The sequence below is a fragment of the Microbacterium natoriense genome (assembly GCF_030816295.1).
Lineage (GTDB): Bacteria > Actinomycetota > Actinomycetes > Actinomycetales > Microbacteriaceae > Microbacterium > Microbacterium natoriense_A.
This window is the reverse complement of sequence record NZ_JAUSXV010000001.1, coordinates 3,482,502-3,509,279: the sequence shown is the minus strand read 5'-3', so window position 1 is coordinate 3,509,279 and position 26,778 is coordinate 3,482,502. Positions and strand designations below refer to the sequence as shown.

The 26,778-nt window shown below is 68.4% G+C and carries 26 protein-coding genes, 1 pseudogene and 1 riboswitch; of the genes and pseudogenes, 14 read left to right on the top strand and 13 right to left on the bottom strand.

Translation table 11 applies throughout. From position 1 onward, the window contains the following. Positions 1-25: 25 nt before the first annotated feature. Both QFZ53_RS16610 and QFZ53_RS16605 read right to left on the bottom strand, forming a co-directional pair. Positions 26-352 (bottom strand): DMT family transporter, encoded by a 327-nt coding sequence (locus QFZ53_RS16610; RefSeq protein ID WP_292906373.1) that lies wholly within the window; start codon positions 350-352, stop codon positions 26-28. Positions 353-362: 10 nt separating this feature from the next. Continuing rightward, positions 363-430: riboswitch (guanidine-III (ykkC-III) riboswitch) on the bottom strand. A gap of 39 nt (positions 431-469) precedes the next feature. Next, on the bottom strand, positions 470-1,327 hold the full coding sequence (locus QFZ53_RS16605) for a LuxR C-terminal-related transcriptional regulator (RefSeq protein ID WP_292906371.1): 858 nt from the start codon (positions 1,325-1,327) through the stop codon (positions 470-472). 110 nt (positions 1,328-1,437) lie between these two features. Here QFZ53_RS16605 and QFZ53_RS16600 point away from each other — a divergent pair, with 110 nt between their 5' ends. Next, positions 1,438-1,785 (top strand): DUF485 domain-containing protein, encoded by a 348-nt coding sequence (locus QFZ53_RS16600; protein ID WP_292906369.1) that lies wholly within the window; start codon positions 1,438-1,440, stop codon positions 1,783-1,785. Beyond that, the gene (locus QFZ53_RS16595; protein ID WP_292906367.1) at positions 1,782-3,416 is read left to right on the top strand and encodes a solute symporter family protein; all 1,635 of its coding nucleotides are present in this window, start codon (positions 1,782-1,784) and stop codon (positions 3,414-3,416) included. Before QFZ53_RS16600 ends, QFZ53_RS16595 begins: the two co-directional genes overlap by 4 nt. A gap of 56 nt (positions 3,417-3,472) precedes the next feature. On the opposite strand, the gene QFZ53_RS16590 is transcribed toward QFZ53_RS16595, so the two are convergent. Next, positions 3,473-3,991, bottom strand: coding sequence for a methylated-DNA--[protein]-cysteine S-methyltransferase (locus QFZ53_RS16590; protein ID WP_292906365.1), 519 nt, complete (start codon positions 3,989-3,991; stop codon positions 3,473-3,475). Positions 3,992-4,180: 189 nt separating this feature from the next. Here QFZ53_RS16590 and QFZ53_RS16585 point away from each other — a divergent pair. Both QFZ53_RS16585 and QFZ53_RS16580 read left to right on the top strand, forming a co-directional pair. Continuing rightward, positions 4,181-7,892, top strand: a pseudogene (locus tag QFZ53_RS16585) (AAA family ATPase). Between the two features lies 1 nt (position 7,893). Further along, positions 7,894-8,079, top strand: a complete 186-nt coding sequence (locus QFZ53_RS16580; RefSeq protein ID WP_307298282.1) for a hypothetical protein — start codon at positions 7,894-7,896, stop codon at positions 8,077-8,079. Between the two features lie 50 nt (positions 8,080-8,129). On the opposite strand, the gene mscL is transcribed toward QFZ53_RS16580, so the two are convergent. The 3 genes from mscL to QFZ53_RS16565 are packed head-to-tail and all read right to left on the bottom strand — an operon-like array spanning position 8,130 to position 9,451. Beyond that, positions 8,130-8,537, bottom strand: a complete 408-nt coding sequence (gene mscL, locus QFZ53_RS16575) for a large conductance mechanosensitive channel protein MscL (protein ID WP_292906359.1) — start codon at positions 8,535-8,537, stop codon at positions 8,130-8,132. A gap of 28 nt (positions 8,538-8,565) precedes the next feature. After that, positions 8,566-8,838, bottom strand: a complete 273-nt coding sequence (locus QFZ53_RS16570; protein WP_292906357.1) for an FmdB family zinc ribbon protein — start codon at positions 8,836-8,838, stop codon at positions 8,566-8,568. Positions 8,839-8,854: 16 nt separating this feature from the next. Next, positions 8,855-9,451 (bottom strand): 5-formyltetrahydrofolate cyclo-ligase, encoded by a 597-nt coding sequence (locus QFZ53_RS16565; protein ID WP_292906355.1) that lies wholly within the window; start codon positions 9,449-9,451, stop codon positions 8,855-8,857. A 41-nt stretch (positions 9,452-9,492) separates the two neighbouring features. Between QFZ53_RS16565 and galU the strand changes: the two genes are divergently transcribed. Both galU and QFZ53_RS16555 read left to right on the top strand, forming a co-directional pair. Further along, complete coding sequence (gene galU / locus QFZ53_RS16560) at positions 9,493-10,380, top strand: UTP--glucose-1-phosphate uridylyltransferase GalU (RefSeq protein ID WP_292906353.1); 888 nt, start codon at positions 9,493-9,495, stop codon at positions 10,378-10,380. 42 nt (positions 10,381-10,422) lie between these two features. Beyond that, positions 10,423-11,034: a GNAT family N-acetyltransferase gene (locus QFZ53_RS16555; protein ID WP_292906351.1), complete on the top strand. Its 612-nt coding sequence runs from the start codon at positions 10,423-10,425 to the stop codon at positions 11,032-11,034. Here the strand turns inward: QFZ53_RS16555 and QFZ53_RS16550 are convergent. Further along, a complete protein-coding gene (locus tag QFZ53_RS16550) occupies positions 11,031-12,308 on the bottom strand; it encodes a DUF445 domain-containing protein (protein WP_307298277.1) in 1,278 nt (425 codons plus the stop codon). The genes QFZ53_RS16555 and QFZ53_RS16550 overlap by 4 nt on opposite strands. 38 nt (positions 12,309-12,346) lie before the next feature. On the opposite strand from QFZ53_RS16550, the gene QFZ53_RS16545 reads away from it, so the two are divergent. Further along, positions 12,347-12,619, top strand: a complete 273-nt coding sequence (locus QFZ53_RS16545; RefSeq protein WP_067201624.1) for a metal-sensitive transcriptional regulator — start codon at positions 12,347-12,349, stop codon at positions 12,617-12,619. 18 nt (positions 12,620-12,637) lie between these two features. On the opposite strand, the gene QFZ53_RS16540 is transcribed toward QFZ53_RS16545, so the two are convergent. Further along, positions 12,638-14,185 (bottom strand): amino acid permease, encoded by a 1,548-nt coding sequence (locus QFZ53_RS16540; protein ID WP_292906345.1) that lies wholly within the window; start codon positions 14,183-14,185, stop codon positions 12,638-12,640. Positions 14,186-14,342: 157 nt separating this feature from the next. Here QFZ53_RS16540 and QFZ53_RS16535 point away from each other — a divergent pair, with 157 nt between their 5' ends. The 5 genes from QFZ53_RS16535 to QFZ53_RS16515 are packed head-to-tail and all read left to right on the top strand — an operon-like array spanning position 14,343 to position 19,372. Beyond that, the gene (locus QFZ53_RS16535; RefSeq protein WP_292906343.1) at positions 14,343-15,698 is read left to right on the top strand and encodes a glutamine synthetase family protein; all 1,356 of its coding nucleotides are present in this window, start codon (positions 14,343-14,345) and stop codon (positions 15,696-15,698) included. After that, positions 15,679-16,446 carry a gamma-glutamyl-gamma-aminobutyrate hydrolase family protein gene (locus QFZ53_RS16530; RefSeq protein WP_307298274.1) on the top strand — a complete coding sequence of 256 codons (768 nt, stop codon included), beginning with the start codon at positions 15,679-15,681 and terminating at the stop codon, positions 16,444-16,446. The genes QFZ53_RS16535 and QFZ53_RS16530 overlap by 20 nt, the downstream gene beginning before the upstream one ends. Next, positions 16,443-17,804, top strand: coding sequence for an aldehyde dehydrogenase family protein (locus QFZ53_RS16525; protein ID WP_307298273.1), 1,362 nt, complete (start codon positions 16,443-16,445; stop codon positions 17,802-17,804). The genes QFZ53_RS16530 and QFZ53_RS16525 overlap by 4 nt, the downstream gene beginning before the upstream one ends. A gap of 54 nt (positions 17,805-17,858) precedes the next feature. After that, positions 17,859-18,638, top strand: coding sequence for a 3-oxoacyl-ACP reductase (locus tag QFZ53_RS16520; protein ID WP_307298271.1), 780 nt, complete (start codon positions 17,859-17,861; stop codon positions 18,636-18,638). After that, positions 18,635-19,372 carry a FadR/GntR family transcriptional regulator gene (locus QFZ53_RS16515; RefSeq protein ID WP_307298269.1) on the top strand — a complete coding sequence of 246 codons (738 nt, stop codon included), beginning with the start codon at positions 18,635-18,637 and terminating at the stop codon, positions 19,370-19,372. Before QFZ53_RS16520 ends, QFZ53_RS16515 begins: the two co-directional genes overlap by 4 nt. 73 nt (positions 19,373-19,445) lie before the next feature. Here QFZ53_RS16515 and QFZ53_RS16510 read toward each other — a convergent pair whose 3' ends face one another. Next, a complete protein-coding gene (locus tag QFZ53_RS16510; RefSeq protein WP_307298267.1) occupies positions 19,446-20,834 on the bottom strand; it encodes an aspartate aminotransferase family protein in 1,389 nt (462 codons plus the stop codon). A 12-nt stretch (positions 20,835-20,846) separates the two neighbouring features. Further along, positions 20,847-22,331, bottom strand: coding sequence for a CoA-acylating methylmalonate-semialdehyde dehydrogenase (locus QFZ53_RS16505; RefSeq protein ID WP_307298266.1), 1,485 nt, complete (start codon positions 22,329-22,331; stop codon positions 20,847-20,849). A gap of 91 nt (positions 22,332-22,422) precedes the next feature. On the opposite strand from QFZ53_RS16505, the gene QFZ53_RS16500 reads away from it, so the two are divergent. Further along, positions 22,423-23,961: a PucR family transcriptional regulator gene (locus tag QFZ53_RS16500; RefSeq protein ID WP_307298264.1), complete on the top strand. Its 1,539-nt coding sequence runs from the start codon at positions 22,423-22,425 to the stop codon at positions 23,959-23,961. A gap of 16 nt (positions 23,962-23,977) precedes the next feature. Here the strand turns inward: QFZ53_RS16500 and QFZ53_RS16495 are convergent, their stop codons facing one another. After that, positions 23,978-24,346: a VOC family protein gene (locus QFZ53_RS16495; RefSeq protein WP_307298262.1), complete on the bottom strand. Its 369-nt coding sequence runs from the start codon at positions 24,344-24,346 to the stop codon at positions 23,978-23,980. A 58-nt stretch (positions 24,347-24,404) separates the two neighbouring features. Here QFZ53_RS16495 and QFZ53_RS16490 point away from each other — a divergent pair, with 58 nt between their 5' ends. Then, positions 24,405-24,845, top strand: coding sequence for a MarR family winged helix-turn-helix transcriptional regulator (locus QFZ53_RS16490; RefSeq protein WP_307298261.1), 441 nt, complete (start codon positions 24,405-24,407; stop codon positions 24,843-24,845). Between the two features lie 8 nt (positions 24,846-24,853). Here QFZ53_RS16490 and QFZ53_RS16485 read toward each other — a convergent pair whose 3' ends face one another. Next, complete coding sequence (locus QFZ53_RS16485) at positions 24,854-26,014, bottom strand: acyl-CoA dehydrogenase family protein (RefSeq protein WP_307298260.1); 1,161 nt, start codon at positions 26,012-26,014, stop codon at positions 24,854-24,856. Then, the gene (locus QFZ53_RS16480; RefSeq protein ID WP_292906325.1) at positions 26,011-26,769 is read right to left on the bottom strand and encodes an alpha/beta fold hydrolase; all 759 of its coding nucleotides are present in this window, start codon (positions 26,767-26,769) and stop codon (positions 26,011-26,013) included. The genes QFZ53_RS16485 and QFZ53_RS16480 overlap by 4 nt, the downstream gene beginning before the upstream one ends. Between the last annotated feature and the right edge of the window lie 9 nt (positions 26,770-26,778).

Genomic DNA, 26,778 nt, shown 5'->3' with positions numbered 1-26,778 from the left:
GGAATTCACTATTGCGCCAAGAATTCTATTTGTGTCCGGGGTCGATCAGCTTGAGCCCGACGATGCAGCCGACCAATCCCATCAGCAGAAGAATGCGCAGCCAGGAGATCTCGCTGTCGCCCGTGATCATCGCCCAGACGATAGTGAGGGCTGCGCCGATTCCGACCCAGACGGCGTACGCGGTGCCGGTTGCGATATCGCGCATGGCGAATGCGAGACCGAACATCGACGCGGCGAGGCCGACGAAGAAGATCACGCTCGGCCAGAGCTTGGTCAGGCCGTCGGATTTTCCGAGAGCCGTCGCCCAGACGGCCTCGAGGATTCCGGAGACGACGAGAACGATCCACGACATGATGGTCCTTTCGGACCAGTCTTTGCGCTCACCGGGTACTGGTCTGCCTCGTCCGGGGCCGGGGTTCGCCGACCGATGCCCATGGTAGCAATCGGCGCTGGGCAGGGACTGGGCGGATCAGGGCAGCAGACCGGCGCGCCGAGCCTTCGCCACGGCTGAATGGCGGGTCGACGCGTCGAGCTTCGACATCGCGGTACCGAGGTACGCCTTCACCGTTCCCTCTCGGAGCCCGAGCTGAGCCGCGATCTCGGCATTGGTCGCTCCGAGCGCCGCGCACGCGAGAACGTCGGTCTCGCGGGGAGAGAGATGGACGGTCGGGATGGGGCCTGTCGCGGTCGGATGCGCGTCGCCGGCGAGCGCGACCAGACGCGCCTCCACTCCGGCGATGCGCGCACGCAGATCGGTGTCGTCGACCGCCGCCGCGATGCTGCGCAGTTCTGCGAAACTCTCCCGCAGCTCCTCGCGTTGCGGTGGGGCCACGGCATCAGCGGGTGGAGTGATGGTGCGCAGTCGACGATCGACCTCGTCGCGGATACGGAGTTCGTCGGCCACGGCCTGAGCGATCTGCATCGCGGGAGCCGTCGTCACCCCGCCGACCGGAGTCTGTTCCCAGGCGCCTGCGTACAGAACTCCGCGGGGTCGCCCTCCTACGACGATCGGCAGCGCCAGCAGCGTCCGCAGGCCTTCACCGAGCACGAAGCCGTCGTAGTCGTGCGTGATCTGCCGGGAGGAGCCGTAGTCGCTCGTCATCCGCGGGCGCTGCTCCATCATCGCCCGCCCACCGAGACCGCGCTCGGGCCGGACCCTGAGCCCGTCGAGGGCGCGCGTGCGGTTGCCGAAGATGCTCGTGACGCTCACGACACCGTCGTCGACAAGACCGCCGAAGGCCACCGGGAAGCGGGTGCGCTGAGCGAGCTCGCGCACCGCGCGGGCGACGAGTTCCGCCTCGGATTCCATCCCCTGCGGGCTGCTCACGACTACCTACTTCCGGGGGTGACGACATCGTGCCCCCATTTCGTAGCGTCGACCCTACCACTCGCGAGGTCGCTCGCGAGAGACGGAAGCACATGTGGCAAGGAGGCCCCATGAACGAACAGAATCCCTCAACGGACGCGGGATCGATCGACTACATCGCGGTCGAGGAATCCCCGCGTTTCCGCACTCTCAAACGCACACAACGATCATTCATCTTCCCGCTCGCGGCGTTCTTCCTCGTCTGGTATTTCGTATATGTGCTGCTCGCAGCATTCGCGCGCGACTTCATGGCGCAACGAGTGTGGGGAGATATCACCGTCGGGCTGCTCTTCGGACTGGGACAGTTCGTCACGACATTCGCCATCACCATGTGGTACGTGTCATTCGCGAACAGAAGACTGGATCCGATCGCCACCGAGATCCGTGAAGAACTCGAGAAGGCGCAGGCGCAATCATGATCGTCGTGCATGCCGCCGCACCGGTCGACCTCGAGATCAACCCGATCCTCAACATCTCGATCTTCGTCGCCTTCGTCGCGGTGACGCTGTTCATCGTGATCAGAGCCAGCCGCAACAACAAGACGGCCGCCGACTACTACGCCGCAGGCCGCTCCTTCACAGGTCCCCAGAACGGCTTCGCAATCGCGGGCGACTATCTGTCGGCCGCGTCCTTCCTCGGCATCTGCGGAGCCATCGCGATCAACGGGTACGACGGCTTCCTGTACTCGATCGGATTCCTCGTGGCCTGGCTGGTCGCGCTGCTGCTCGTGGCCGAATTGATGCGCAACACGGGCAAGTTCACCATGGCCGATGTGCTGTCGTTCCGGCTCAAGCAGCGCCCCGTGCGCATGGCGGCGGCGATCACGACTCTCGCGGTGTGCTTCTTCTATCTGCTGGCGCAGATGGCAGGAGCCGGCGGCCTCGTCTCGCTGCTGCTCGGCATCGACTGGCGGGTGGGGCAGTCGATCGTGATCGCGGTGGTCGGCATCCTCATGATCGTGTACGTGTTGATCGGCGGGATGAAGGGCACCACGTGGGTGCAGATCGTGAAAGCGATCCTGCTGATCGCGGGCGCCCTCGCGATGACGCTGTGGGTGCTGGCGATCAACGGCTTCAGCCTGAACGGCCTGCTCGAGTCCGCCGTCGCGAACTCCCCGAAGGGCGATGCGATCCTCGGACCGGGTCTGCAGTACGGCGCGAACCCGCTCGACTTCCTGTCACTGGGCATGGCGCTCGTCCTCGGCACGGCGGGCCTGCCGCACGTGCTGATGCGCTTCTACACGGTGCCGACTGCGAAGGAGGCGCGTCGATCGGTGGTCTGGGCGATCTGGCTCATCGGCGGCTTCTACCTGCTCACGCTCGTGCTCGGGTACGGGGCCGGTGCTCTGGTCGGAGCCGACGTCATCGCCGCCGCACCGGGCGGGCCGAACTCTGCCGCTCCGCTGCTGGCCCTGAAGCTCGGCGGGCCGATCCTGCTGGGCTTCATCTCGGCCGTCGCGTTCGCGACGATCCTCGCGGTGGTCGCAGGGCTGACGATCACGGCCGCCGCCTCGTTCGCGCACGACATCTACGCGAACGTGATCCAGAAGGGCCGCAGAGATGCGGAGGGCAACCCGGTGGCGGCTGATCCGAACGGCGAGGTGCGCGTCGCACGACGCACGGTGATCGTGATCGGCATCCTGGCGATCTTCGGCGGAATCGGGGCGCAAGGGCAGAACATCGCCTTCCTGGTGGCGCTGGCTTTCGCGGTCGCAGCCTCCGCCAACCTTCCCACGATCCTGTACTCGCTGTTCTGGCGCCGTTTCAACACCCGCGGTGCGGTATGGAGCATGTACGGCGGTCTCGGAGCCGCGATCATCCTCATCGTGCTGTCTCCGGTCTTCTCCGGATCGCCGACGGCGATGATCCCGGGCATCGACATCGCGGTCTGGCCGCTGAACAACCCGGGCATCGTGTCGATCCCTCTGGGCTTCCTGCTCGGCTGGCTGGGCACCATCACGAGTTCGGTTCAGGAATCCAGGCAGCTCGCGGCGGAGATGGAGGTTCGCTCGCTGACCGGATTCGGCGCCGAGAAGGCGGTGGAGCACTAAGGCGGACAGGCGGAGCACGCGGACCCCGGCGGCCTACACACCGGGGTCCGCGTCGTCTATCGGCGCTGCGCTTCGAGATCGAGCAGATACCTCTTGCGCTCCGGATGCGCGCCGTAGTGCCCCGGTGTGCCATCGGAGCGGATGACGCGGTGCACAGGAACGATGATCGAGAAGGGCGTGAGCCGGCAGGCCGTGCCCACCGCGCGCGCGGCTCCGGGGTGTCCGGTGAGCACGGCGACCTCGCCGTAGCTGAGGGTCTCGCCCCATTCGATCGTGCAGATCGATTGCAGCGCGGCCAACGCGAACCCGTCTGCCAGGCGCCAGTCGAGCCGGAGGTGCTCGTCGAACCGCACGCGCTCGCCATCGAAGTACGCGTCGAGCAGGTGGGCGAGTTCGTCTGCGGCGCCGGGGTCGGGCTCGGGCATCGCGCGCAGGCGCGAGGAGATGCCCTCGAGCAGCCATGGCACCGACGGGTCGGCGGTCTCTGACAGGTCGAAGCTCACGATCCCCTCGTCGGAGAAGACCGCGAGGGCGTCGCCGAACGGTGTCGGCGCGAAGTCGTAGCGGTAGGTCATGCCCCTATCCTGACGCGCGCCTCCTGCCCCTGGGGGCCGGCGCCCGAGATCGGGGGAAGACTCTTCCGGACAAGACATCCGTGCAGGACGAGTCGTTCGGACCGGCAGATGTCCCGCTCAGCACGGGGATTCCCGTGAAACCCGCCGGGGATACCGTCGCCCGCGGCGTGTCGCGCGTAGGGTGAGAGGGTGTGGCGACGTGATGGCAAGGCTGCGGAAGAAGCGGCGACGGACGCCTCAGTGACCCTCGGCGAGCTGAACGGGTCCGCTACCGGGATCGATGTCGCGCATGCGGCGGAGGCCGAGCGCACGCGGTTGAGAGCGGAGGCCGCGGATCTCGGCGGACCCTCGCCGCTCGTCGCCTTCCGCGACACCGCCTCCTCGGGAATCGACATCTCGAAGGCGCACCCCGGAAGCCTCCCGCAGTTCATCACCGGCAAGTCCACGCTGTTGTCGAACCTGTTCCGCGACGAAGTGGGGCTGCGCACCGCGCGTCTCGCAGCCGAGCGCATCACGGCGAAGAACACCGAACTGCGCACCGTGCGGGGGATCGAAGCCGTGCACCTCGCCGTCGGCGTGGCCGGCTGGAAGATCGGCGGGGCGGACTTCGCCGCTCCTGTGCTGCTGCGACCGCTCGCGATCCGACGGCACCACTCGGACTTCGAGCTCAAACTCCAGGGCGCCTTCGAGGTGAACCCGGAGCTCGTGCGCATCGCGCGCGAGCATTTCGGAATCACGATCGATGCGGCAGCGCTCGCGGCTCTCGCTTATGACGGGGGCATCTTCAAGCCTCAGCCTGTGATCGACAGCCTGCGCGCGACCGCGCGCTCGATCGAGACCTTCTCCGTGCAGCCGCGACTGGTCGTATCGGTGTTCGCCGATGTCGGGGGAGCGATGTCGCGAGACACCCGCAACCTCGACAACGTCATGCTCAATGCGCTCGCGGGCCACGTCGGCGACCGCGAGCAGGTCACGGCTGCTCGCCCTGCGCCCCGCTACACCGGCCCGGACGATCGAGCCCCGGCATCCGACAACCTGCTGCTCGATGCGGATGCCGAGCAGGAGGCCGTGCTGGCCCGGATCGCCGCCGGCCACTCGCTGACGGTGGCGACGCTTCCGGGCACAGGCGGCACGCAGACCGTCATCAACGCGCTCGGCGAGCTGGTGCGCGCCGGCCGGCGCGTGCTCGTGGTCTCGGCCAGGAGATCGACCCTCGACGGCGTCCGCCATCGTCTCTCCGGCATCGGCCTCGACAGCCTCGCCGTCTCGACCGCCGGCGTCCGCCGTGACCTGGTCCGCGCGATCGGACGCAACGAGAAGGCCACGGCTCCCAAGGTCAGCGACGTCGATGATGCGCTGGTGAGACTGCGCACCGTGCTCCGCGACTACCGCAAGGCGCTCACGAGCGACGTGCAGGGAACCGGTGCATCCGTGCTCGACGCGACGCGTCACCTCACCCGGCTGGCTTCGCTGCCGCAGCCCCCGTCGACCACCGCCCGGCTCAGCACCGACACGCTGCGCCGGCTCTCCGGCGACCGCTCAGCGGCATCCGAAGCCCTCGCGCACGCCGCACGGCTCGGCGAGTTCCGCTTCGGACCCGACGACTCCCCGTGGTACGGCGTCACCTTCAGCAGCACGGAGGCCGCCCGTTCGGCGCACGAGCTGGCGGGCCGCCTGCACTCCACGAGCGTTCCCGCCCTGCTCGAGCGGGGATATGCGCTGATCGCGCAGACGCATATGCGTCCGTTCGCGACGATCGATGAACTGGGCGAGTATCTGCGACTGCTGCAGGGCATCCGCGACTCGCTCGACCGGTTCAGCCCCACCGTGTTCGAGCGACCGCTCGGCGAGCTCATCCAGGCCCACGGCTCGCGCCGCGACGCACCGGGCATGTCGGGCGCGAACCGTCGCCGTCTGCGCAAGCTCGCGAAGGAGTACGTGCGCCCCGGCGTGCACGTGACCGAGATGCATGAGGCACTGCTGCGCATCCAGACCCAGCGCACCCAGTGGCAGCGCTGCGTCGACGCGGGTGTCGCGCCGGAGGTTCCGCTCGGGCTCGCCGAGGTGTACGCCTCATGGCAGCGCGTGCATGCGGAACTCGCCGAGCTCGATGCGGCGCTCGGCCGCCGCGAACCTCTCTCCTCCCTTCCCGTCGCGCGGCTCGTGCGCACGCTCGCCGGGCTCGGCGGCGAAGTCAGACGTGTTCGACAATCTGGTCGAGCGCGCGCAGTTGCGCGACCGGCTCGAGGAACTCGGAATCGGCCCGCTTCTCGCCGAGCTCTCGGTGCGTCACGTGTCCGAGGCCCGCGTGGGCGACGAGCTCGAATTCGCGTGGTGGCAGTCGCTGCTCGAGCGCGCGCTGCAGGACGACCGCGCGCTGCTGGGCGCGAACACCGCGGTCGTCGACCGCCTGGAGCGCGACTTCCGCCTCGTCGATGAGGCGCACGCCGCGGCGGCGGGGCCCCTGCTGGCATGGCAGCTGGCGAACCAGTGGAAGATCGCGATCGTCGACGAGCCCCACGAGTCTCAGAACCTGCGCCGCGCCCTGAAGCAGGCGGGCACCACCACGGCGGAGATCGTCAGCGCGGCCCCCACTCTCGTGAATGCGCTCGCACCCGTGTGGATATCCTCGCCGTACCTGGTCCCCGAGATCCCCGATTCGGTCGAGTTCGATACCGTGCTGCTGGTCGATGCCGCGGCCATCAACCTTGCGGAGGCGACGCCGGCGATCCGTCGTGCTCGCCAGGTCGTCGCGTTCGGCGATCCGGTCACGCAGAAGCCCAAACCCTTCCACGTCGCCGTCGACCCCGGTCCGTCCTGGGAGGCCGAGGTGCCGTTCGACGAGGTATCCGTGTTCGAGCGCCTCTCCGAGCTCCTGCCTGTCATGACCCTCACGCGCAGTTATCGCGCCGGGGGAGAGGACCTCGTCGAGCTCATCAACGACGCCTTCTACGGCGGCGAGATCGTCTCGCTGCCCTGGGCGGGCTCCTATCTCGGACGCGGCAGCCTCACGGTGGACTACGTCGAGGGCGGCACGGGCGCACCCGACCCCGTCTCGGGCGCGGTGGAGAGCCCGGATGCCGAGGTGGCACGGGTGGTGACGCTGGTCGTCGAGCACGCCGTTCATCGACCGGACGAGTCGCTCATGGTCGTCACCGCGAGCGCCCGCCACGCCGAGCGCGTGCGCGCCGCCGTGACCTCCGCGTTCGCCGGGCGGTCCGACGTCGCCGACTTCGTGGGGCGCGACACCGCCGAGCCTTTCGCGGTGCTCACGCTCGAGGAGTCCGTGGCGGAGAGCCGTGATCGCGTCATCTTCTCGCTGGGCTTCGGCCTGACCAAGCACGGCCGCGTGCTCAGCGACTTCGGCGATCTGTCCACGCCGGACGGCGAGCGGCTGCTCACTGTCGGGATGACCCGGGCACGCCGCTCGATGGTGATCGTCTCGTCGATCCGCCCGTCTGCGTTCGACGACGGGCGTCTGGAGTTCGGTGCGGCCACGCTGATGTCGATCCTCGGCGGCCTCGCGACACGCAGCCGGGAGGCGCGTCTCGAGGATCTCGCCGATCCGCTCACCCTGGCCCTCGCCCGGGAGCTGCGGCGACTGGGCGCCTCGGTCGACGTCGACTACCGCGGACTCCTGCCGCTCGTGGCTCAGCACAGGGGCAAGGCGGTGGTGATCGAGTCCGATCCCGAGTCCCGTGGCGAGTCGCTCCGCGAGACGCTGCGGCTTCGTCCGCACGTGCTGCGTCGGCTCGGCTGGCACTACGTGCGCGTGCACGCCTTCGATCTGTACAGCGATCCTGCGACTGCTGCCACCCGGATCGCCGAGGTGCTGGGGATCTCGGCGTCCGCCCCTCGTGCCGAGAACGACACCCAGCCGATCGACCCCATCGACGGCTGAGATGACCGAGAACGGCGAGCAGCGCATCGTGCGCGTCGCGGGCTCGCGCAGAGCCCGTCTGACGCCCGTGCCCGGTACCGACCCGGAACCTGAAACGGGTGAGAAGCCGGAGCGTCCCGCTGTGGCATCCGAAGGAAAAGGCCCCAACGACGACCGCTTGCGCCAGGACGTCCCGCCCCATTACTGACGCAGAACGCCCGCCGTCTCGATGAGAGGGCGGGCGTCCGGGAGTGCGGATCAGGCGCTGCGCTGCTGCTTCAGCAGATCGCGGATCTCGGCGAGGAGCTCGCCCTCGGTGGCCTCTGCGGCTTCCTCGGCGATCGGGTTCTTGGCGGCCTTGCGCGCCTTGTAGGCGTTCATGGGCATCACGAAGGCGAGGTAGACGACGACCGCGACGGCGAGGAAGCTGATGATCGCCGTGATGAGGTCGCCGAGCGGGAACGTCACCTTCTGGCCGTAGATGCCGGTGATGGTCGGGCCGAACTTGCCCGCGGCGTCGGCCTCGAAGAACAGGGCGACCAGCGGGTTGATGATGCTGGCGACCACCGCGTTGACGATCGCGGTGAACGCACCGCCGATGACCACGGCGACGGCGAGGTCGATGACGTTGCCTTTGAGAATGAACTCTTTGAATCCCTGGATCACAGAAACTCCCCCAAACAGATCGAGGACCTCAGGACGAGGCCGGAGCCGAGGCGGGCGCCTTTTTGGCTCCTGTCGACGATTCCGTCTTCGATGATGCCGAAGCATCCGTCGATCCGCCAGTCTTCGCCCGCGAGTCGGTCCGATAGAAGCCGGAGCCGTTGAAGGTCACACCGATCGATCCGTACTGCTTCCGCAGCGCTCCTCCGCACTCGGGGCAGACGGTGAGGGCGTCGTCGGCGAAGCTCTGGACAGCGTCGAACTGGTGGCCGCACGACGTGCAGGCATAGGCGTAGGTGGGCATAGGAGTCCTCGGGGGGTCAGTGTCGCGCAGGCGACAGGATCAGGGTCTGCGTCGGGGTCACGACGCCGGTCACCGGCTGGTCGTGCACCTCGCTGGGCAGAGAGTCGAGTACCTCGGAATCATAGATTACCGCGTAGACGGGAGGGCACTTCTCCATGGATCCGATGGTCTTGTCGAAGTAGCCGCGGCCCCACCCCATGCGCATTCCCGTGCGATCGACGGCCGCAGCGGGGATGATCATGAGGTCGACGTCGTTCACGGCCATCGGGCTGAGCACATCACCCGTAGGCTCGGGCAGTCCGTGCAGGCCCTCGGCGATCTCGCCGTCGTCGGTCGCGACGGCCCAGTCGAGGAGGCCGTCCGCCCGGGTGACGGGAAGCAGGACGCGGATGCCGCGACGGACCGCACGGGTCACGAAGTCGCGTGTGCCCGGTTCGGTCGTCGTCGACAGGAAGCACGAGATCGATCGGGCGCCGAGAGAATCGACCAGGTCGTCCAGACGTGCGCCGATGGCGGCCGCGGCGGTCTCGCGTTGAGCGTCGCTCAGCAGCTGCCGGCGTTCGCGCAGCTCGGCGCGCAGCGCCCGTTTCGCGTGCTCGACGTCGTTCGACATGGTTCCGAGTCTACGGGGGAGCCGCGCACTAGGCTGAGTTCATGGGTGTGCACCGTATCAAGGCCGTGATTCCCGCCGCAGGTCTCGGCACGAGGTTTCTTCCTGCCACGAAGGCGATGCCCAAGGAGATGCTCCCTGTCGTCGACAAGCCCGCCATCCAGTACGTGGTCGAAGAGGCGGTGGATGCCGGCATCCACGACATCCTGGTGATCCTCGGCCGCAACAAGAACGCGATCTCGAACCACTTCGACGCGGTGCCCGAGCTCGAGGTGAAGCTCATGGAGAAGGGCGACACCGGTCGGCTCGAGCGGGTCGTCAAATCAAGTGATCTCGCCGACATCCACTTCGTCCGCCAGGGCGAGCCCAAGGGACTCGGCCACGCCGTGCTGCGGGCGAAGGCGCACGTCGGCGACGGCTCCTTCGCGGTGCTGCTCGGCGACGACCTGATCGACGAGCGCGATCCGCTGCTCACCGAGATGATCGAGGTGCACGAGCAGACCGGCGCTGCGGTGATCGCCCTCATGGAGGTCGATCCCTCCAGCATCCAGATGTACGGCGCCGCGGCCGTGCAGCCGATCGACGGATCGGACGCCGTGCGCGTGACCGGTCTCGTCGAAAAGCCCGCACCCGAAGACGCGCCATCCAACCTCGCCATCATCGGCCGATACCTGCTGCCGTCGGCGATCTTCGACGTGCTCGAGCAGACCGGCCCCGGCAAGGGCGGCGAGATCCAGTTGACCGACGCCCTGCAGGTGCTGGCCGCAGACGAGAACGGCCCCGGCGTGGTCGGCGTGATCTTCCGCGGGCGCCGCTACGACACCGGCGACCGCGTCGACTACATCAAGGCGATCGTGCAGCTGGCGGCCGACCGCGACGATCTCGGCCCTGAGCTGCGCCCCTGGCTGAAGGAGTTCGCGGAACGCCTCTAGGCGGACGCGGGCGTCGGAGTCGCGGCGATGGATCAGACGGGAATGAGACACGGGCCGATCGAGCTGCGGCTCGTGCGCACACGCGATGCGCGCGCCCTCCAGCACGAGCTTCTCGCGAATCGGTCCTGGTTGCAGCCGTGGGAGGCCACGGTTCCGTACGGCACGGTCTCGTTCGACATGAGGCTCAGCATCCGTCGCCTCCTGCAGCAGTACCGTGACGGCGTCGGCTACCCCTTCGTGATGGAGTACGACGGCGAGGTGGCCGGTCAGCTCAATGTGTGGGGCGTGGCGCGCGGATCCCTGTGCTCGGCGACGATCGGGTACTGGGTCAGTGAACGTTTCGCCGGCAAGGGGATCACCCCGACCGCCGTAGCCCTCGCGACCGACGCCTGCTTCGTGGAGTACGGCCTGCACCGCATGGAGATCTGCATCCGGCCCGAGAACGCGGCGAGTCTGCGCATCGTGCAGAAGCTCGGGTTCCGATACGAGGGTCTGCGGCGACGGTACATCCACATCGACGGCGACTGGCGCGATCACTACGCCTTCGCGCTGACCAAGGAGGAAGTCCCTCAGGGCGTGCTGGCGCGTTGGCTCGCGGGGCAGGTTCCGCCTGATGCGGCGACCGTGCCTCCGGCGGACCGGCTCGCGATCTAGACGCCGGGGATCAGGGCGTGGGCGATCGAGAAGATCGTCAGACCGGCCAGAGCTCCCACGATCGTGCCGTTCAGGCGGATGTACTGCAGGTCGCGTCCGACCATGAGCTCGATCTTCTCAGTGGTCTCGGCCGGGTCCCAGCGCCCCACCGTGTCGGTGATGATCGACGCGATGTCGTGGCGGTAGCGGTCGACCACGAAGACCGCGGCATCAGACACCCACGTGTCGACGCGATGCTGCAGTGCGGAATCCGTCGTGAGCCGCTCGCCGACCTCCTGCAGAGCCTGGGCGATGCGCCTGCGCAGACCGCTGTCGCGGTCGGCGAGAGCGGCGAGCAGTCCGTTCTTCGCCGTGTTCCACGCTTCGGCGGCGAGGGCGCCGACACGAGGGCTGTCGAACAGCGTGGACTTGGCATTCTCGAGCTTCGCCCGTGTGGCTGGGTCGTGCTGCAGATTGTCGGCCAGGCGTGCGAGGTAGCCGTCGATCGCAAGGCGTGCAGGGTGCTGCGGGTCGCCCTGCACAGCGTGGATGAAGCGCACGGCCTCGTTGTAGGCGGTGTCGTCGACGAATCGGTGGGCGAGCTTGGGCACCCATGACGGCAGGCGACGGGAGATGAGGCCGTTGAACGCCACGGCGTTGGCATCCAACCAGGTCGCGATGCTGTCGACGGCGAGATCGACGGCGCCGTGGTGGGCGTCGGCCTGCACGATCCGCTCGAGCCAGACACCCGCAGGAGTGCCCCACTCGGGGGCGACGAGGTGCTCGCGTGCGAGGTCGGTGATGAGGTCGCGCACATCGTCGTCGCTCAGAGCGTTGAGAATCGCGGTCGCGATCGCGGCTCCTTCGTTTCCGACTCGCTCGGCATGAGCGGGCTGCGCCAGCCACTCGCCGGCACGCTGGGCGATCGGCGTGCTCGAGAGCTTCGTGCGCACGACCGACGCCTCGAGGAAGTTGGTCTCCACGAACTCGCCGAGCGTGCGGCCGATCTCGTCCTTGCGCGTCGGAATGATCGCGGTGTGCGGGATCGGGATGCCGAGCGGATGCCGAAACAGCGCCGTGACCGCGAACCAGTCGGCCAGAGCGCCGACCATGCCGCCCTCGGCCGCAGCGCGGACGTAGGCCAGCCATTCGACGCGCTGCTGCAGGGCGAACGCGATCACGAAGGCGAGGGCCATGAAGATCAGTGCGCCGAGGGCCACGGCCTTCATGCGCTGCAGGGCGCGTCGGCGCTCCTGATCGGCGGGGGAGAGCAGCGTCGTCGGCGTTCGCGGCATGGGGACATCCTTTCATGCGCAGGACTACGCTCGATCTCGTGATCGAAGACATCAAGAAGCGCGCCCTGCACCGCACCAGCATCCTCGAAGGTCAGATGCGCGGTGTCGCGCGGATGATCGAGAACGAGGAGTACTGCATGGACATCATCACGCAGTCCCGCGCGATCCAGCGTTCGCTGGAGTCACTGAACCGCCTGCTGCTCGAGAATCACCTGCGCACGCATGTCACGCACATGTTCGAAGAGGGCGGCGACGAGCGCGACAAGGCCGTCGTCGAACTGCTCAAGGCATTCGACTTCGACTCGAAGTAGCCGCGCTCCCCGCCCCGCCTACTTCGTGCCGTCGAAGACCTCGTCCTCCATCGCGTCGTAGCCCTCGACCTGCGGATCTCCGTGCGTGCCGCCGGAGAGCGCGTACTCCTCTTCCGGAGAGAGCACCAGACGGTGCCGGAAGAACAGCCCGAACCCGACCAGGATCACCGCGTAGACGATCGCGATCGCGATGATCGCCGGGCCGAACGTCGGATTCAGCAGGAAGCCGAGGAAGATGAGGGCGGCGATCACCAGCGCGACGGCCGCGCCGGGGATGCCCCACGGGCTGCGGTAGGGGCGGTCGGCGTTCGGGTACTTCCGGCGCAGGATCATGAACGAGACCAGCTGGAGGGCGTACGCGACCACGGCGCCCCACACCGCGATGTTCAGCACGATCGCTCCGGCGACGGATCCCGCGCCCTCAGCGTCGAGCGCTGCCAGCACGTCGAGCACGATCAGGGCGATGAACCCGATCGCAGCCCCGACCACGAGCGCGACCCACGGGGTCTGCCTCTTGCCGGTCAGCGAGAGGAAGCGCGGGTAGTAGCCGGCGCGGGAGAGCGAGTACATGTTGCGGCCGTAGGCGAACATGATGCCCTGCAGGGAGGCGAGCAGGCCGATCAGTGCGAACAGTGCGAGCACGGCGGCGAGCTGGTCGCCGACGATCGCGCGGAATCCGTCGAGCAGGGGCTCGCCCGCGACGCCCGTGGCCTCCGCGCCCAGGATGCCGGTGTTGAGGAACAGCACGAGCAGTCCGGTGACGATCAGCGTGGCGCGAGCCCAGAGCCCGGCGCGCGGGATGTCGCGGACAGGATCGTGCGACTCCTCGGCGGCCAGCGGCAGCTCTTCGATGCCGAGGAAGAACCACATCGCGAACGGCAGCGCGAACAGGATCGGCAGCACACCGTGCGGCAGGAAGGCGGACTGACCCTCGTCGGGGACGATGTCCCACAGCGCGTCCCAGCTGAAGGCGCCGGAGAAGGCCGCCATGGCGGAGAACACGAGGATGATGGCGATCGAGATCACCGAGACGATGATCGCGAAGCGGAAGGAGATCGCGGCGCCCGCCGAGTTCAGGGCGATGAAGACGATGTAGAGGATGAGGTACCACACCCACCCCGGCAACTCGATTCCGAGCAGCTCGCTCGTGATCCCGTTGGCGTAGGACGCGGAGAAGTACACGATCACCGCCGTGGTCGCGACGTACTCGATCGTCTCGGCGGCTCCCGTGACGAGACCGCCCCAGGGACCCATCGCCGAGCGGGCGAAGGAATAGGCGCCGCCGGTGTGCGGCATCGCCGAGGCCATCTCCCCGATCGAGAAGATCATGCCGTAGTACATGATCACGAGGATCGCGAACGCGATCAGCATCCCGCCGAATCCGGCGAAGTCGATGCCGAAGTTCCAGCCCGAGAAGTCGCCGGAGATGACGGCGGCCACGGCGAGGCCCCACAAACCCCAGACACCCGCCGACCGTTTCAGCGTTCGTTTCTCGAAGTACCCACTACCCGCGCGTGTATAGGTCGCTCCGGCAACCTTGCGCGACTCGCCATTCTGCTCAGACATCCGCTCTCCGTTCGCATGCTTGCAGGCGCCGGGTGCACCTTGGGCATGATTGTGACAGTCAATGGTGGTTTCGTCTACCTTTAAACCTCAAGGTGTTCTACTCTGAGGGCGAAGCCGGTCAGCCGATCGCTTCACCGCATGAGAACGGGAGCGAGAGATGTCGGGAAACCTGAGCGTCGAACAGCTGGATGCCGGCATCGCCGCCGGCGAGATCGATACCGTGATCGTGGCGTTCGCCGACGCGCAGGGGCGACTGGTCGGCAAACGCGTGTCGGCGCGGCTGTTCCAGGAGGACATCCTGCACCACGGTGCGGAGGCTTGCGACTACCTGCTGTCGGTCGACGTGGACATGAACACCGTCGACGGCTATGCGATGTCGGGCTGGGATCGCGGGTACGGCGACATGGTGCTGCGCCCGGATGCCGCGACGCTGCGCCGGATGCCGTGGCTGCCTGGCACCGCGCTCGTCATGGCCGATCTCGTCTGGCAGAACGGCGAACCCGTCGGCCCCTCTCCGCGCGCGATCCTCGATCGGCAGCGTGATCGGCTCGCCGAGCGCGGCTGGACCGCGTTCTCCGGCACCGAGCTCGAGTTCATCGTGTTCGAGAACACCTATCGCGACGCGTGGGCACGACGATACGAGGGCTTGACCCCCGCGACCGACTACAACGTCGACTACAACCTGCAGGCCTCCACACGCATGGAGCCGCTGCTGCGCGACATCCGCAACGGCATGGACGGTGCAGGCATGTACTGCGAGGGCGTCAAGGGCGAGTGCAACCTCGGTCAGCAGGAGATCGCGTTCCGCTACGCAGAGGTGCGCGAGACCGCCGATCAGCACGCGATCTACAAGAACGGCGCGAAGGAGATCGCGGAGCAGCACGGCAAGGCGCTGACGTTCATGGCGAAGTTCAACGAGCGAGAGGGCAACAGCTGCCACATCCATCTCTCCCTGCGCGCCGATGACGGCACACCGGTCATGGCGGGAGACGGCGAGCACGGCTTCAGCCCGATGATGCGGCACTGGATCGCCGGCATCCTCGCGACGCTGCGCGAATTCACCCTCCTCTATGCACCGAACATCAACTCCTACAAGCGGTTCGCGAAAGGCAGCTTCGCCCCGACCGGTGTGGCCTGGGGCATCGACAACCGCACCTGCGCGTTGCGCGTGATCGGCCAGGGATCGGCGCTTCGTGTCGAGAACCGGGTGCCGGGCGGCGACGTCAACCCGTACCTCGGCATCTCGGCGATCATCGCCGGCGGTCTGCACGGCATCGAGAACGAGCTGCCCCTGCCGGAGCGGTTCACCGGCAACGCCTACGAGGCCGGAGTCGATCACCTGCCGACGACGCTGCGAGAAGCCGCGCGCTTGTTCAGCGAGTCGACGATCGCACGGGCGGCGTTCGGCGACGACGTCGTGGACCACTACCTCAACCAGGCGCGTATCGAGCTCGAGGCTTATGACGCCGCCGTCACCGACTGGGAGCGCATCCGTGGTTTCGAACGACTCTGAGCGTGCGCCGCTCATCGGCGTCACCACGTACCTGGAGCGCGCGCAGCAGGGCGTCTGGGATGTGCGGGCCGCGTTCCTCCCTGAGCAGTACCTCACATCGGTGACCTCCTGCGGAGGAGTCGCGTTGCTGCTTCCGCCGCAGGATCCGGATGCCGCGGACGCGGCGATCGCGGGGATGGACGGTCTGATCCTCACCGGCGGCGCCGATGTCGCGCCCGAGCTGTACGGCGAGCAGCGGCATCCGCTGACCGACCCCGCACGCACCGACCGCGACGCGTGGGAGCTCGCCCTGTTCCGCGCGGCGGAGCGGCGGCGAATGCCTGTGCTGGCGATCTGCCGGGGACTGCAGCTCGTCAACGTCGCCCGCGGGGGAAGCCTGCAGCAGCACCTGCCGGACTCGCTCGGCACAGAGAGGTACCGCGTCGGCGGAGGCGTCTTCGCCGAGAACGAGGTGGCGGTCGCCCGCGACACCGCGCTCGCCGGCATGCTCGGTGAAGGCGATGTGCGCGTGCACAGCTACCACCACCAGGGCATCGATCGCCTCGGCGACGGCCTCGTCGCGGCCGCGCACTCCGACGACGGGCTGGTGCAGGCCTTCGTCGACACCTCCGACGGCCACGTCGTCGGCGTCCAGTGGCACCCAGAGGAGAACGCTCAGGACCGGCGGCTCTTCGAGGATCTCGTCTCCCAGGCCCGCGTGTTCGCCGGTCGGGCATCGACCCCGCAGCAGAAGGAGGACGCCCGATGAGCGCGTTCACAGTCATCAACCCGTCGACCGGATCGGCGATCCGCGAGATCGCCCGTGCCGACATCGGTGAGACGGATGCCGCGATCGCCCGCGCCGTCTCGGCGCAGCGCCGCTGGGCGGCGCTCGCACCCGTCGCGAGGGCCGATGCCCTCCGCGCCTTCGCACGCGTCGTCGAAGCAGCGGCGGAGGAGCTGGCGCAACTCGAGGTTCTGAACTCCGGGCATCCGATCGGCTCCGCCCGCTGGGAGGCGGCGCACGTCGCACAGGTGCTCAACTACTACTCCGCCGACCCCGAGCGCCTCTCCGGGCGGCAGATCCCGGTGGCCGGCGGCCTCGACGTCACCTTCCACGATCCGTACGGGGTCGTCGGCGTGATCGTCCCATGGAACTTCCCGATGACGATCGCGGCGTGGGCGTTCGCGCCGGCGCTCGCCGCGGGCAACGCCGTGGTGCTCAAGCCCGCCGAGCTGACTCCGCTGACCGCGATGCGCCTGGGAGAGCTGGCACGTGAAGCGGGGCTCCCCGAAGGGCTCTTCGAGGTCGTGACCGGTTCGGGCTCGGTCGTCGGTCAGCGCCTCGTCGATCATCCCGACGTGCGCAAGGTCGTCTTCACGGGATCGACGGAGGTCGGCGTCGAGGTCGCGGCCGGATGCGCCCGCGCGCTCAAGCCGGTCACGCTCGAGCTCGGCGGCAAGAGCGCGAACGTGGTGTTCGCTGACGCTGATCTCGAGCGCGCGGCCGCGGCGGTCCCCGGCTCCGTGTTCGACAACGCCGGCCAGGACTGCTGCGCGCGCAGCCGCCTGCTGGTGGAGAGGTCGGTGTACGACCGCTTCCTCGAACTGCTCGAGCCCGCCGTGGCGGCGTGGCGGGTCGGCGACCCGTCCAGCGCCGACACCGACATGGGCCCGCTCATCTCGGCAGGGCACCGCGACACGGTGTCGTCGTTCCTCGACGGGGCAGACGTCGCGTTCCGCGGCTCGGCGCCCGTCGGTGACGGCTTCTGGTTCGCGCCGGCCGTCGTGCTCGCCGACCCTGCCGACAGGATCGCCCAGCAGGAGGTCTTCGGACCGGTGGTCGCGGTCATGCCGTTCGAAGACGAGGCCGACGCGATCCGCCTGGCGAACGACACGATCTACGGTCTCGCCGGATCCGTCTGGACGGAGAATCTCGGCCGCGCTGTGCGCGTCGCCCGCGGCGTGCACAGCGGCGTGCTGTCGGTGAACTCGCACTCCTCAGTGCGCTATGCGACCCCGTTCGGCGGCATGAAGGCCTCCGGCCTCGGCCGCGAGCTCGGACCGGATGCCGCCGAGCACTTCACCGAGACCAAGAACGTCTTCTTCGCGACAGACGCGCTCTGACCACCATGCCTCTGACCACCATGCCTCCCACACCCGAGAAGAGAGAATGAGACCATGACGATCGACCTGACCCAGCGACTCAAGGACCGCGTCGCGATCATCACCGGCGGCGCCAGTGGCATCGGCTTCGCCACGGCGAAGCGATTCGCCGCGGAAGGGGCGTTCGTCGTCATCGCCGATGTGGACCCCCTCACCGGGGAGGCAGCGGCGGCTGAGGTCGGTGGAGCCTTCCGCTCCGTCGACGTCGCCGACGAAGCGAAGGTCGACACCCTGTTCGACGGTGTCGCGGCCGAGTTCGGCCGCATCGACATCGCGTTCAACAACGCGGGAATCTCGCCCGCTGACGACGATTCGATCGAGACGACCGAGCTGCCGGCCTGGGACCGTGTGCAGGACGTGAATCTCAAGAGCGTGTACCTGTGCAGCCGGGCGGCACTGCGCCACATGGTGCCTGCGGGGCGCGGCTCGATCATCAACACGGCCTCCTTCGTGGCGCTTCTGGGCTCGGCGACGTCGCAGATCAGCTACACCGCATCGAAAGGCGGCGTGCTCGCGATGTCGCGCGAACTCGGCGTCCAGTTCGCTCGTCAGGGTGTGCGCGTCAACGCGCTGTGTCCTGGTCCTGTGAACACTCCCTTGTTGCAGGAGCTGTTCGCCAAGGATCCGGAGCGCGCTCAGCGGCGCCTCGTGCACGTTCCGATGGGGCGCTTCGCGGAGCCGGAGGAGCTCGCCGCGGCCGTGGCGTTCCTGGCCTCCGACGACTCGTCGTTCATCACCGCCAGCGCCTTCGTGGTCGACGGCGGCATCACGAACGCTTACGTCACTCCGCTGTGAGCGACACTCCTCCGGCGGCGGATCCGGGCGAACTCGTGGAGGTGCGCCGGGCGGTCTACCGACCGCTCAGACGCGGCAACGCCCTCGAGGACGCGGTCGCCCGGCTCGTGCAGACGATCCGGCTCGGCGTCGTCGCGCCGGGGGAGTCGCTGCCGCCGGAGCGCGAACTGGCGGCGTCCTTCGGCGTGAGCCGCGACACCGTGCGCGAGGCGATCCGAGAACTCGCCGACACCGGGTATCTGCTGCCGCGACGAGGCCGATACGGTGGCACGTTCGTCGCCGATCCGCTCCCGCAGCCCAAGGCCGCACCTGAAGTGTCTCCCGAAGAGCTCGATGACGTGCTCGGGCTGCGAAGGGTGCTCGAGTGCGGTGCTGTGCGGGCGGCGGCGGCAAGATCGCTCGATGCGTCGACCCGCGCCGACCTCTGGGCGCGGCACGAGGCGGCCCTTCCCGCGGGGCCCGAGGCGTATCGACGCCTGGACACCCTGCTGCATCTCGCGATCGCGGAAGCGGCCGGCATCCCATCGCTGGTCGCTCTGGTGGCCGAGAATCGTGCAGAGGTCAACACCTGGCTGGACACGTTCCCCCTGATGCCGCGCAACATCCAGCACTCCGGAGAACAGCACGAGCGCATCATCGCTGCGATCCTCGCGGGTCGCGTCGACGTTGCCGAGGCTGCGATGCGCGATCACCTCGCCGGATCAGAGGCGCTGCTGCGCGGCTTCCTGGTGTGACCCGATGGGTGGAGACAGACCCAGGAATCCGAAGCCGGATTCCTGGGTCTGTCTGATCGCCTGGTGGGTCCGATCAGTGCGCGGCAGCCTCGTCCGCGACGCTGAGCGCCTCATCGATCGCGGCGAGACCGCGCACCAGCTCATCCTCGGCGATCACCAGCGGGGGAGCGACGTGCACACGGTTGAAGTGCGTGAACGGCCAGACTCCCGCCTTCTTCGCCGCGGCGGCGAAGGCGCCCATCGGGGCGGCCTCCGCTCCTGACGCGTTGAACGGCACGAGCGGCTCTCGGGTCTCCTTGTCGCGCACCAGCTCGATCGCCCAGAAGAGGCCGCGTCCGCGGATCTCACCGACCGAAGGATGCTTCTCGGCCCAGGAACGGAGAGCGGGCTCCACCACGCGAGAACCCAGGTCGCGCACGCGCTCCAGGATGCCGTCGCGGCGGAACACCTCGAAGGTGGCGACGCCGGCCGCGCAGGCGAGCGGGTGGCCGGAGTAGGTCAGGCCGCCGGCGAAGGGCACAGTGTCGAACGCCTTTGCGATCCGGTCGCTGATGACGACTCCGCCGAGGGGCACGTAGCCCGAGTTCACACCCTTCGCGAACGTGATGAGGTCGGGCTTCGCATCGAAGGCGCCGATGCCGAACCATTCGCCCAGACGACCGAAGCCGACCATGACCTCGTCGGCGATGTACACGATGCCGTAGCGGTCGCACAGCTCGCGCACGCCCTGAAGATAGCCGGGCGGCGGGATCAGCACGCCGTTGGTGCCGACGACGGTCTCGATGATGATCGCGGCGATCGTCTGCGGCCCCTCGAGCTGGATGGTCTGCTCGAGATGGGCGAGCGCGCGCTCGGATTCCTGCTCGAGCGTCTCGGAGTGGAACGGCGAGCGGTACAGATACGGTCCGAAGAAGCGCACGGCGCCGGTGTCGACGGTGTCGTTCGCCCAGCGGCGTGGGTCGCCGGTCAGCGAGATCGCAGTCGCGGTGGAGCCGTGGTAGCTGCGGTACATCGAGAGCACCTTGCGACGGCCCGTGGACTGCCGTGCCATGCGCACCGCGTACTCGTTCGCCTCGGCGCCGCCGTTGGTGAAGAACACCTTCTCCATGCCGTCGGGAGCGACCTCGGCGATCAGCCGGGCCAGCTCGCCGCGGACGTCGTTCGCGACCGACGGCTGGATGGTCGCGAGGCGACCGGCCTGATGCTGGATCGCCGCGACCAGGTCGGGATGCTGGTGCCCGAGGTTCAGGTTCACCAGCTGGCTGGAGAAGTCGAGGTAGGCGTTGCCGGCATAGTCCCAGAACGTGGAGCCTTCACCCGCGGCGACGGGCATCGGGTCGATCAGGCCCTGCGCGCTCCAGGAGTGGAAGACGTGCCCTCGGTCGTCGGCGCGGACCTGTGCCTCGGCCTCGGCGGCCGGGAGGGCATGCTCGACGCCCTGCCTGTCGGTGTAGTTGGTCATGAGCGGATCCGATCAGTGGTTGCTGGGGAAGCCGAGGTCGATCTGCGACGGCGTGTGGTCGGGCCAGCGGGTCGTGACGACTTTGGAGCGCGTGTAGAAGTGGACCGATTCGGGGCCGTAGATGTGCGAGTCGCCGAACAGCGAGTCCTTCCAGCCGCCGAAGGAGTAGGCGCCGATCGGCACGGGGATCGGCACGTTGACCCCGACCATGCCGACCTCGATGTCGAACTCGTACTGACGGGCGGTGCCGCCGTCGCGCGTGAAGATCGCGGTGCCGTTGCCGAAGGCGTTGGAGTTCACGAGCTCGACGGCGTCGGTGTAGCTCTCGACGCGGACGACCGAGAGCACCGGACCGAAGATCTCGTCCTCGTACACTTTCATGCCGGGGCGGACGTCGTCGATCAGGCTGACACCGATGAAGAAGCCGTCGCTGTCGAACTGCTGCTCCGTGCCGTCGACGACGACCGTCGCGCCCTCGGCGGCCGCTCCGGTGACGTAGGAGGCGACGCGGTCGCGATGCTCGCGTGTGATGAGCGGACCCATCTCGCTCGCGGCATCCGTCCCCGCGCCGATCGTGAGGCCCTCGATGCGCGAGGAGATCGCCGCGATCAGGTCGTCGGCGATGTCGCCGACCGCGACGAGCACCGAGACGGCCATGCAGCGCTCTCCCGCGGAGCCGTAGGCGGCCGAGATCGCGGCGTCCGCGGCGGCGTCGATGTCGGCATCCGGCATCACGACCATGTGGTTCTTGGCGCCGCCGAGCGCCTGGACACGCTTGCCGTTCGTGGAGGCGCGCTGGTAGATGGAGCGGGCGATCGGCGTCGAGCCGACGAAGCTGATCGCGTTCACACGCGGCGAGTCGAGCAGGGCGTCGACGGCCTCCTTGTCGCCCTGGACGACGTTGAGCACACCCGCGGGAAGACCTGCCTCCAGGAACAGCTTCGCCAGCCAGACCGCGGCGGACGGGTCCTTCTCACTGGGCTTGAGGACGACGGTGTTGCCGCAGGCGATCGCGGAGGCGACCATCCACAGCGGCACCATCACCGGGAAGTTGAAGGGGGTGATCGCGGCGACGACGCCCACCGGCTGCTTGACCGAGTGCACATCGACGCCGCGCGAGACCTGCTCGCTGCGCTCGCCCTTGAGCAGGTGCACGAGCCCCGCCGCGAACTCGACGTTCTCGATGCCGCGGGAGACCTCGCCGGCGGCATCCGACAGGACCTTGCCGTGCTCGCTGGTCACGATCGCCGCGAGTTCGGGCGTGCGCTCCTTGAGCAGCTGGCGCAGGCGGAAGAACACGTCGGCCCGCTTGATGAGGCTCGTCTCACGCCACGCGGGAAGCGCCGCGGCCGCGGCGGCGATCGCCTGCTCGACCTCGGCGGTGGATGCGAGGGCGACTTCACGGGCGACCATGCCGGTCGCGGGATCGAACACCTGCCCGGTGCGACCGGACTGGGCGGTCTCGACTCCGTTAATGACGTGACGGACGATGTCCACGATGCTCCTTCAAAATTCGATCCGAACACTCTGACCGAGGTTCGATACTCTGATTGTTCTCAATGATCACAGACTGAAGTGAGGCTGACGGGTGTCAGAACGTCGGGAGTTCGGGCAGAATCGGACAGATCGTATGGCCGGGGCGGACGCACTGCTCACGGTCGCCGACGCGCTCGCCGAGCCGGCGCTCGCAGCCGGTGTCCCCGAGGTGATCGTGGGCGGCGACGCGCTCGACGCGGAGGTGCGCTGGGTGCACGCCTCCGACAGTGCCGGAGTGGCCCGCCTCCTCGACGGCGGCGAACTGCTGCTGAGCACGGGCGCAGGATGGCCGGTCGACCCTGTCGCTCTGCGCGACTTCGCCCAACGTCTGCACGGTGCCGGGGTGGCCGGGGTCGTGATCGAGCTCGGCACGGCGCTCGAGGCGCTCCCGGATGCGTTCGCCCAGACCTGTGCTGATCTCGGTGTCGCCCTGATCGCCCTGAACAGGGAGGTGAAGTTCGTCGCCGTGACCGAGGCCGTGCACAGAGCGCTGCTCACCGCCCACACCCGCGCCCTGCGCGAGCGGCAGCATCTGCATGAGCTCTTCACCGCCCTGAGCCTGCAGGGAGCGCCGGCGGATGTCGTCGTCGCCGAGACCGCTCGTGCGATCGGTGCGCCGGTGGTCCTGCAGAACCTGGCGCATGAGGTGATCGCGATCGAGAATCTGCGTGTTCCGGTCGCCGAGGCTCTCGGGCGCCTGGGCGAGGCCGACCGGGTGCCGGTGCAGGCCCGCGGGGTGCGGTGGGGGACGCTGTCTGCCCTTGCGGGACCTGCTCATCCCGCGGGCAGGATCACGGTCCTCGAGCAGGGGGCGACGGCTCTGGCCTTCGGCTGCCTTGCCGACGGAGGAGACGGGGAGTGGTCTCTGCTCGCGCAGGGCGGCATGATCCGTGATCTGCTCGGGGCGCGTTTCGTGAGCCCTGATGATGTTCTGGGGCGGCTGGCGGCGGGCGGCTTCGCCCTCGCCGGCCGCAGCTGCCACGGTCTCGTGATCCGCGGGGAGATCTCGCCGGGTGAGCTCGCGGAGCGCTCCGCCACCCACGGATGCGCGGTGGTCGCGGCGACCGTGGACGGCGACGGCGTCGTGCTGCTGTCGGCGCCCGCATCGGGCGTGCTCAGCGATGCCCAGGTCGCGAGCATCGTGGGCCCGGGTCGCACGGTCTTCCTGGGCCCGGCGGCCGACGACGTGCTCGGTCTGCTCGCTTCGCTCCGCGCCGCGCGCGAGTTGGCGGCGGGCGACCCCTCCGACGTGGACCCTCGGATCAGGCGCGTCGAGGATCGTCCGCTCGAGCGGCTGGTCGCCTCACTGCGCGACGACCATCGCCTGCACGAGCACAGCGAGCGGATGCTGACGCCCCTGATCTCGTACGACCGGGAGCGCCGCGGAGACCTGATCGACGTACTCGGCGCGCTCGTCGCGCATCCGGGAAACCGCTCGGCGGCGGCGTCCGCGAGCCATCTGTCGCGCTCCGTGTTCTATCAGCGCCTGGCGTTGATCGGCGATCTTCTGGACGTCGACCTCGACGACGGCGAGGCTCTCGCCGCGCTCCACCTGGCGCTCCTGGTCAGGCGCAGCGCCACGAACGGCTAGCGCTGCGTCGACGAACTCACGCCCGGTCGTGGAGCGTGATCTGATACCCGTCGAGGTCGACGAACGTGAAGGTGCGGCCGAACGGGCCGTCGAACGGCGCCACTGCGATGGTCCTGCCGTCTGCGGCGAGGGCGTCGTGGATGCTCTGCGCATCCGGGGCGTGCATCCAGACCGAGATGCCGAGTCCCGGCGCATCCGCCGCGTCGAGATCGACACCGGGCATCGCATCGCGGATCGCGAAGGCGATGGGCGCGGTGGCGAAGACGACGGCGTGGGGAGGGGCGTCCTCGACGCGCACGAGGCCGAGGTACTCCTCGTAGAAGGCGGCGGAGAGCTCTCGATCACGGGATTGCAGAGAGATGAAGTCGGGTCCGAAGGCGGTCATGATGCTCCTGTTTTCATGTCAGTTTTCTGACATGCTCAGCCTATGTCAGAATGCTGACATGAGTCAACACGGCGACGGCGTGGAGCTGGAGACCTCGATCGGCTATCTGCTGAAGGAGGCTGCCAGTGCACTGCGCGCCGCGATGGAGGATGCTCTGAGGCCGTTCGGCATGACCATCACGCATTACTCCTGCCTGGAGCTCCTCGCTCAGCGCCCTGGCCTGTCCAACTCCGAGCTGGCGCGAGGGGCGTTCGTCTCCCGCCAGTCGATGAACACGCTGCTGCAGGCACTCGAGCGCGACGGCAGCGTGATCCGCCCCGCGCAGGCACCCGTGGGGAAGGTCTTGCCGGCGCAGCTCACAGAGCGAGGGCGCCGTCAGATCGAACAGGCGTCGGCGGCCGTGAGGGCCGTGGAGTTGCGGATGCTGTCCGGACTCGACGAAACCGCCCAGGCCGAGACGCGCCGGGCGCTGCGCGGCTTGATCCAGTCTCTGCGCTGAGGTGGGTCTCAGGAATCGAGCGGACCGAGCCAGGCGCTCGCCGCCGTCGCATGCGCCGACTCCGGGTCGGACGGGTGGAAGGCGCCGGCGAGCACGTCGCGGTACAGACGCGACAGCTCGTTCGCCGAGAAATACGATCCGCCACCGGCGGTGAGCATGGCCTGGTCCACGACGTGCTTCGCCATCGTGATGGCGCGGTGCTTGACGCCCGAGAGCAGGGTGAACCAGCGCGCGCCGTTGTCGGCCATCGCGTCGACGTCGCGTGCGAGCGCGGTGATCTGGGCGGGCAACGCGTCGTAGGCGAGCGCCATGTCGGCGATCCGCCAGCGGATGTCGGGGTCCTGGCTGTACGGGAGTCCGGTCTTCTTCGAGGTGCGCTTCTGCACCGTGCGGACTGCGAGGTCGAGCGCGCGACGGGCGATGCCGGTGTAGACCGAGGCGAGCAGGATCTCGAACACGCTGAAGATGCCGAACACGATCGGATCTGGGTTGGGCCCCGGATCGATGCGACGAACGATATGTTCGGCATCCGCCACGGCGCCATGCAGACGGGTGGTGCGCGACTGCGTCGCCCGCATGCCGAGCGTGTCCCAGTCGTCGCCGGTCTCGACGGCCTCCGTGCGGTCGATGAAGGCGAAGACGAGCTTCGGGGCGTCGGGGCTGGTCGTGTCGAGGCCGTGCAGGCCGAGTTTCGTCCAGACGGGGGCGAGCGAGGTGAAGATCTTGGTGCCGGTGAACGCGTAGCCGCCGTCGCCGGTCGGCACGGCCGCGGTGTCGCTGCCGAACAGCACCAGGTCGTTTCCGCCCTCGCTGATGCCGAAGGCGAACACCTCGCCTGCTACTGCGCCGTCCTGCACGAACTCGAGGCCCGAAACACCGAGGTCGGAGAAGACCTTGGCGACTCCGGTCCAGACGAGGTGCATGTTGATCGCCAGCGCGGTCGCCGGCGCGGCCGTGGCGAGGCGCTGCTGCAGGATCGCAGCCTCCTCGAGCCCGAGCCCTGCCCCGCCGCGCTCCGTCGGAACCAGGATCGACAGATACCCGGCGTCGCGGAGCTCATCCAGATCCTGCTGGGGGAAGGTGTTCTCGCGGTCGTGGATCGGGGCACGATCGCGGATGCGCCCGAGCAGATCGTCGGGCAGGAACGAGGTGGGATCGAAATCGCTCATGACAGGGCCTCCAGCAGGTGACGGATGAACTCATCAGGCCGGTCCCGATGCACGGAATGACCCGCTCCCTCGACCACACTCATCGTGAGGCGCGGGTTCGTGTCGAGCACCTCGGCCGCAGACTCTCCCGTGAACAGGCTGAAGATCGCAGGATCGGCCCCGATCACATGAGTGGGGACGGTGAGCCGCGCGGCCTCGGCCCGCACGTCCCACTGCTGATTCTGCGCGCTCGTCTGCTCGACAGCCCAGCGGCTCGCTCGATGCACGGCATCCACTTTGAGCTCGATGTCCTGCGGATGCCAGTGCGGGTGCTCTTCGCGCACGACCTCGACGCGGTTGTCGTCGAAGGCCCGCTGCTGGCTCTTGCGGATCGCCTTCGCATCGCGCCCTTCGAGCACGATCGCGGGATCGATGAGCACGAGCCTCCTGGTCCAGTCGGGGACGGATGCCGCGGCGACCGTGCTGGACGCCCCTCCCAGCGAGTGTCCGATCACGGCGTCCCAGCGGCCGTCGCTCTCGGGCAGGGTTGCCGCGAGATCAGCTCCGTAGGCCGCGACCGTGTAGTCGAGCGCGCGCGGGGCGTCGCCGTGACCGCGCAGATCGACGGCCGTCGCATGCCATCCGGCGTTCGCGAGCGCGTCTCCGAGACGCCACATCAGTGCGGCGGAGGAGCCGAGGCCGTGCACGAGGAGCGCTCGACGGGCGGATGCGGGGTCGCCCCAGGAGAGGCGGGGGAGCGTCAGCGGCGCAGGCATGTGCCCAGC

Bases quoted from the DNA above. Each gene is read 5' to 3' on its own strand.
- QFZ53_RS16610 (WP_292906373.1), bottom strand. From the start codon at position 352: ATGTCGTGGATCGTTCTCGTCGTCTCCGGAATCCTCGAGGCCGTCTGG.
- QFZ53_RS16600 (WP_292906369.1), top strand. From the start codon at position 1,438: ATGAACGAACAGAATCCCTCAACGGACGCGGGATCGATCGACTACATC.
- QFZ53_RS16595 (WP_292906367.1), top strand. From the start codon at position 1,782: ATGATCGTCGTGCATGCCGCCGCACCGGTCGACCTCGAGATCAACCCG.
- QFZ53_RS16590 (WP_292906365.1), bottom strand. From the start codon at position 3,991: ATGACCTACCGCTACGACTTCGCGCCGACACCGTTCGGCGACGCCCTC.
- QFZ53_RS16580 (WP_307298282.1), top strand. From the start codon at position 7,894: ATGACCGAGAACGGCGAGCAGCGCATCGTGCGCGTCGCGGGCTCGCGC.
- QFZ53_RS16570 (WP_292906357.1), bottom strand. From the start codon at position 8,838: ATGCCCACCTACGCCTATGCCTGCACGTCGTGCGGCCACCAGTTCGAC.
- QFZ53_RS16565 (WP_292906355.1), bottom strand. From the start codon at position 9,451: ATGTCGAACGACGTCGAGCACGCGAAACGGGCGCTGCGCGCCGAGCTG.
- galU (WP_292906353.1), top strand. From the start codon at position 9,493: ATGGGTGTGCACCGTATCAAGGCCGTGATTCCCGCCGCAGGTCTCGGC.
- QFZ53_RS16555 (WP_292906351.1), top strand. From the start codon at position 10,423: ATGAGACACGGGCCGATCGAGCTGCGGCTCGTGCGCACACGCGATGCG.
- QFZ53_RS16550 (WP_307298277.1), bottom strand. From the start codon at position 12,308: ATGCCGCGAACGCCGACGACGCTGCTCTCCCCCGCCGATCAGGAGCGC.
- QFZ53_RS16540 (WP_292906345.1), bottom strand. From the start codon at position 14,185: ATGTCTGAGCAGAATGGCGAGTCGCGCAAGGTTGCCGGAGCGACCTAT.
- QFZ53_RS16535 (WP_292906343.1), top strand. From the start codon at position 14,343: ATGTCGGGAAACCTGAGCGTCGAACAGCTGGATGCCGGCATCGCCGCC.
- QFZ53_RS16525 (WP_307298273.1), top strand. From the start codon at position 16,443: ATGAGCGCGTTCACAGTCATCAACCCGTCGACCGGATCGGCGATCCGC.
- QFZ53_RS16520 (WP_307298271.1), top strand. From the start codon at position 17,859: ATGACGATCGACCTGACCCAGCGACTCAAGGACCGCGTCGCGATCATC.
- QFZ53_RS16510 (WP_307298267.1), bottom strand. From the start codon at position 20,834: ATGACCAACTACACCGACAGGCAGGGCGTCGAGCATGCCCTCCCGGCC.
- QFZ53_RS16495 (WP_307298262.1), bottom strand. From the start codon at position 24,346: ATGACCGCCTTCGGACCCGACTTCATCTCTCTGCAATCCCGTGATCGA.
- QFZ53_RS16490 (WP_307298261.1), top strand. From the start codon at position 24,405: ATGAGTCAACACGGCGACGGCGTGGAGCTGGAGACCTCGATCGGCTAT.
- QFZ53_RS16485 (WP_307298260.1), bottom strand. From the start codon at position 26,014: ATGAGCGATTTCGATCCCACCTCGTTCCTGCCCGACGATCTGCTCGGG.
- QFZ53_RS16480 (WP_292906325.1), bottom strand. From the start codon at position 26,769: ATGCCTGCGCCGCTGACGCTCCCCCGCCTCTCCTGGGGCGACCCCGCA.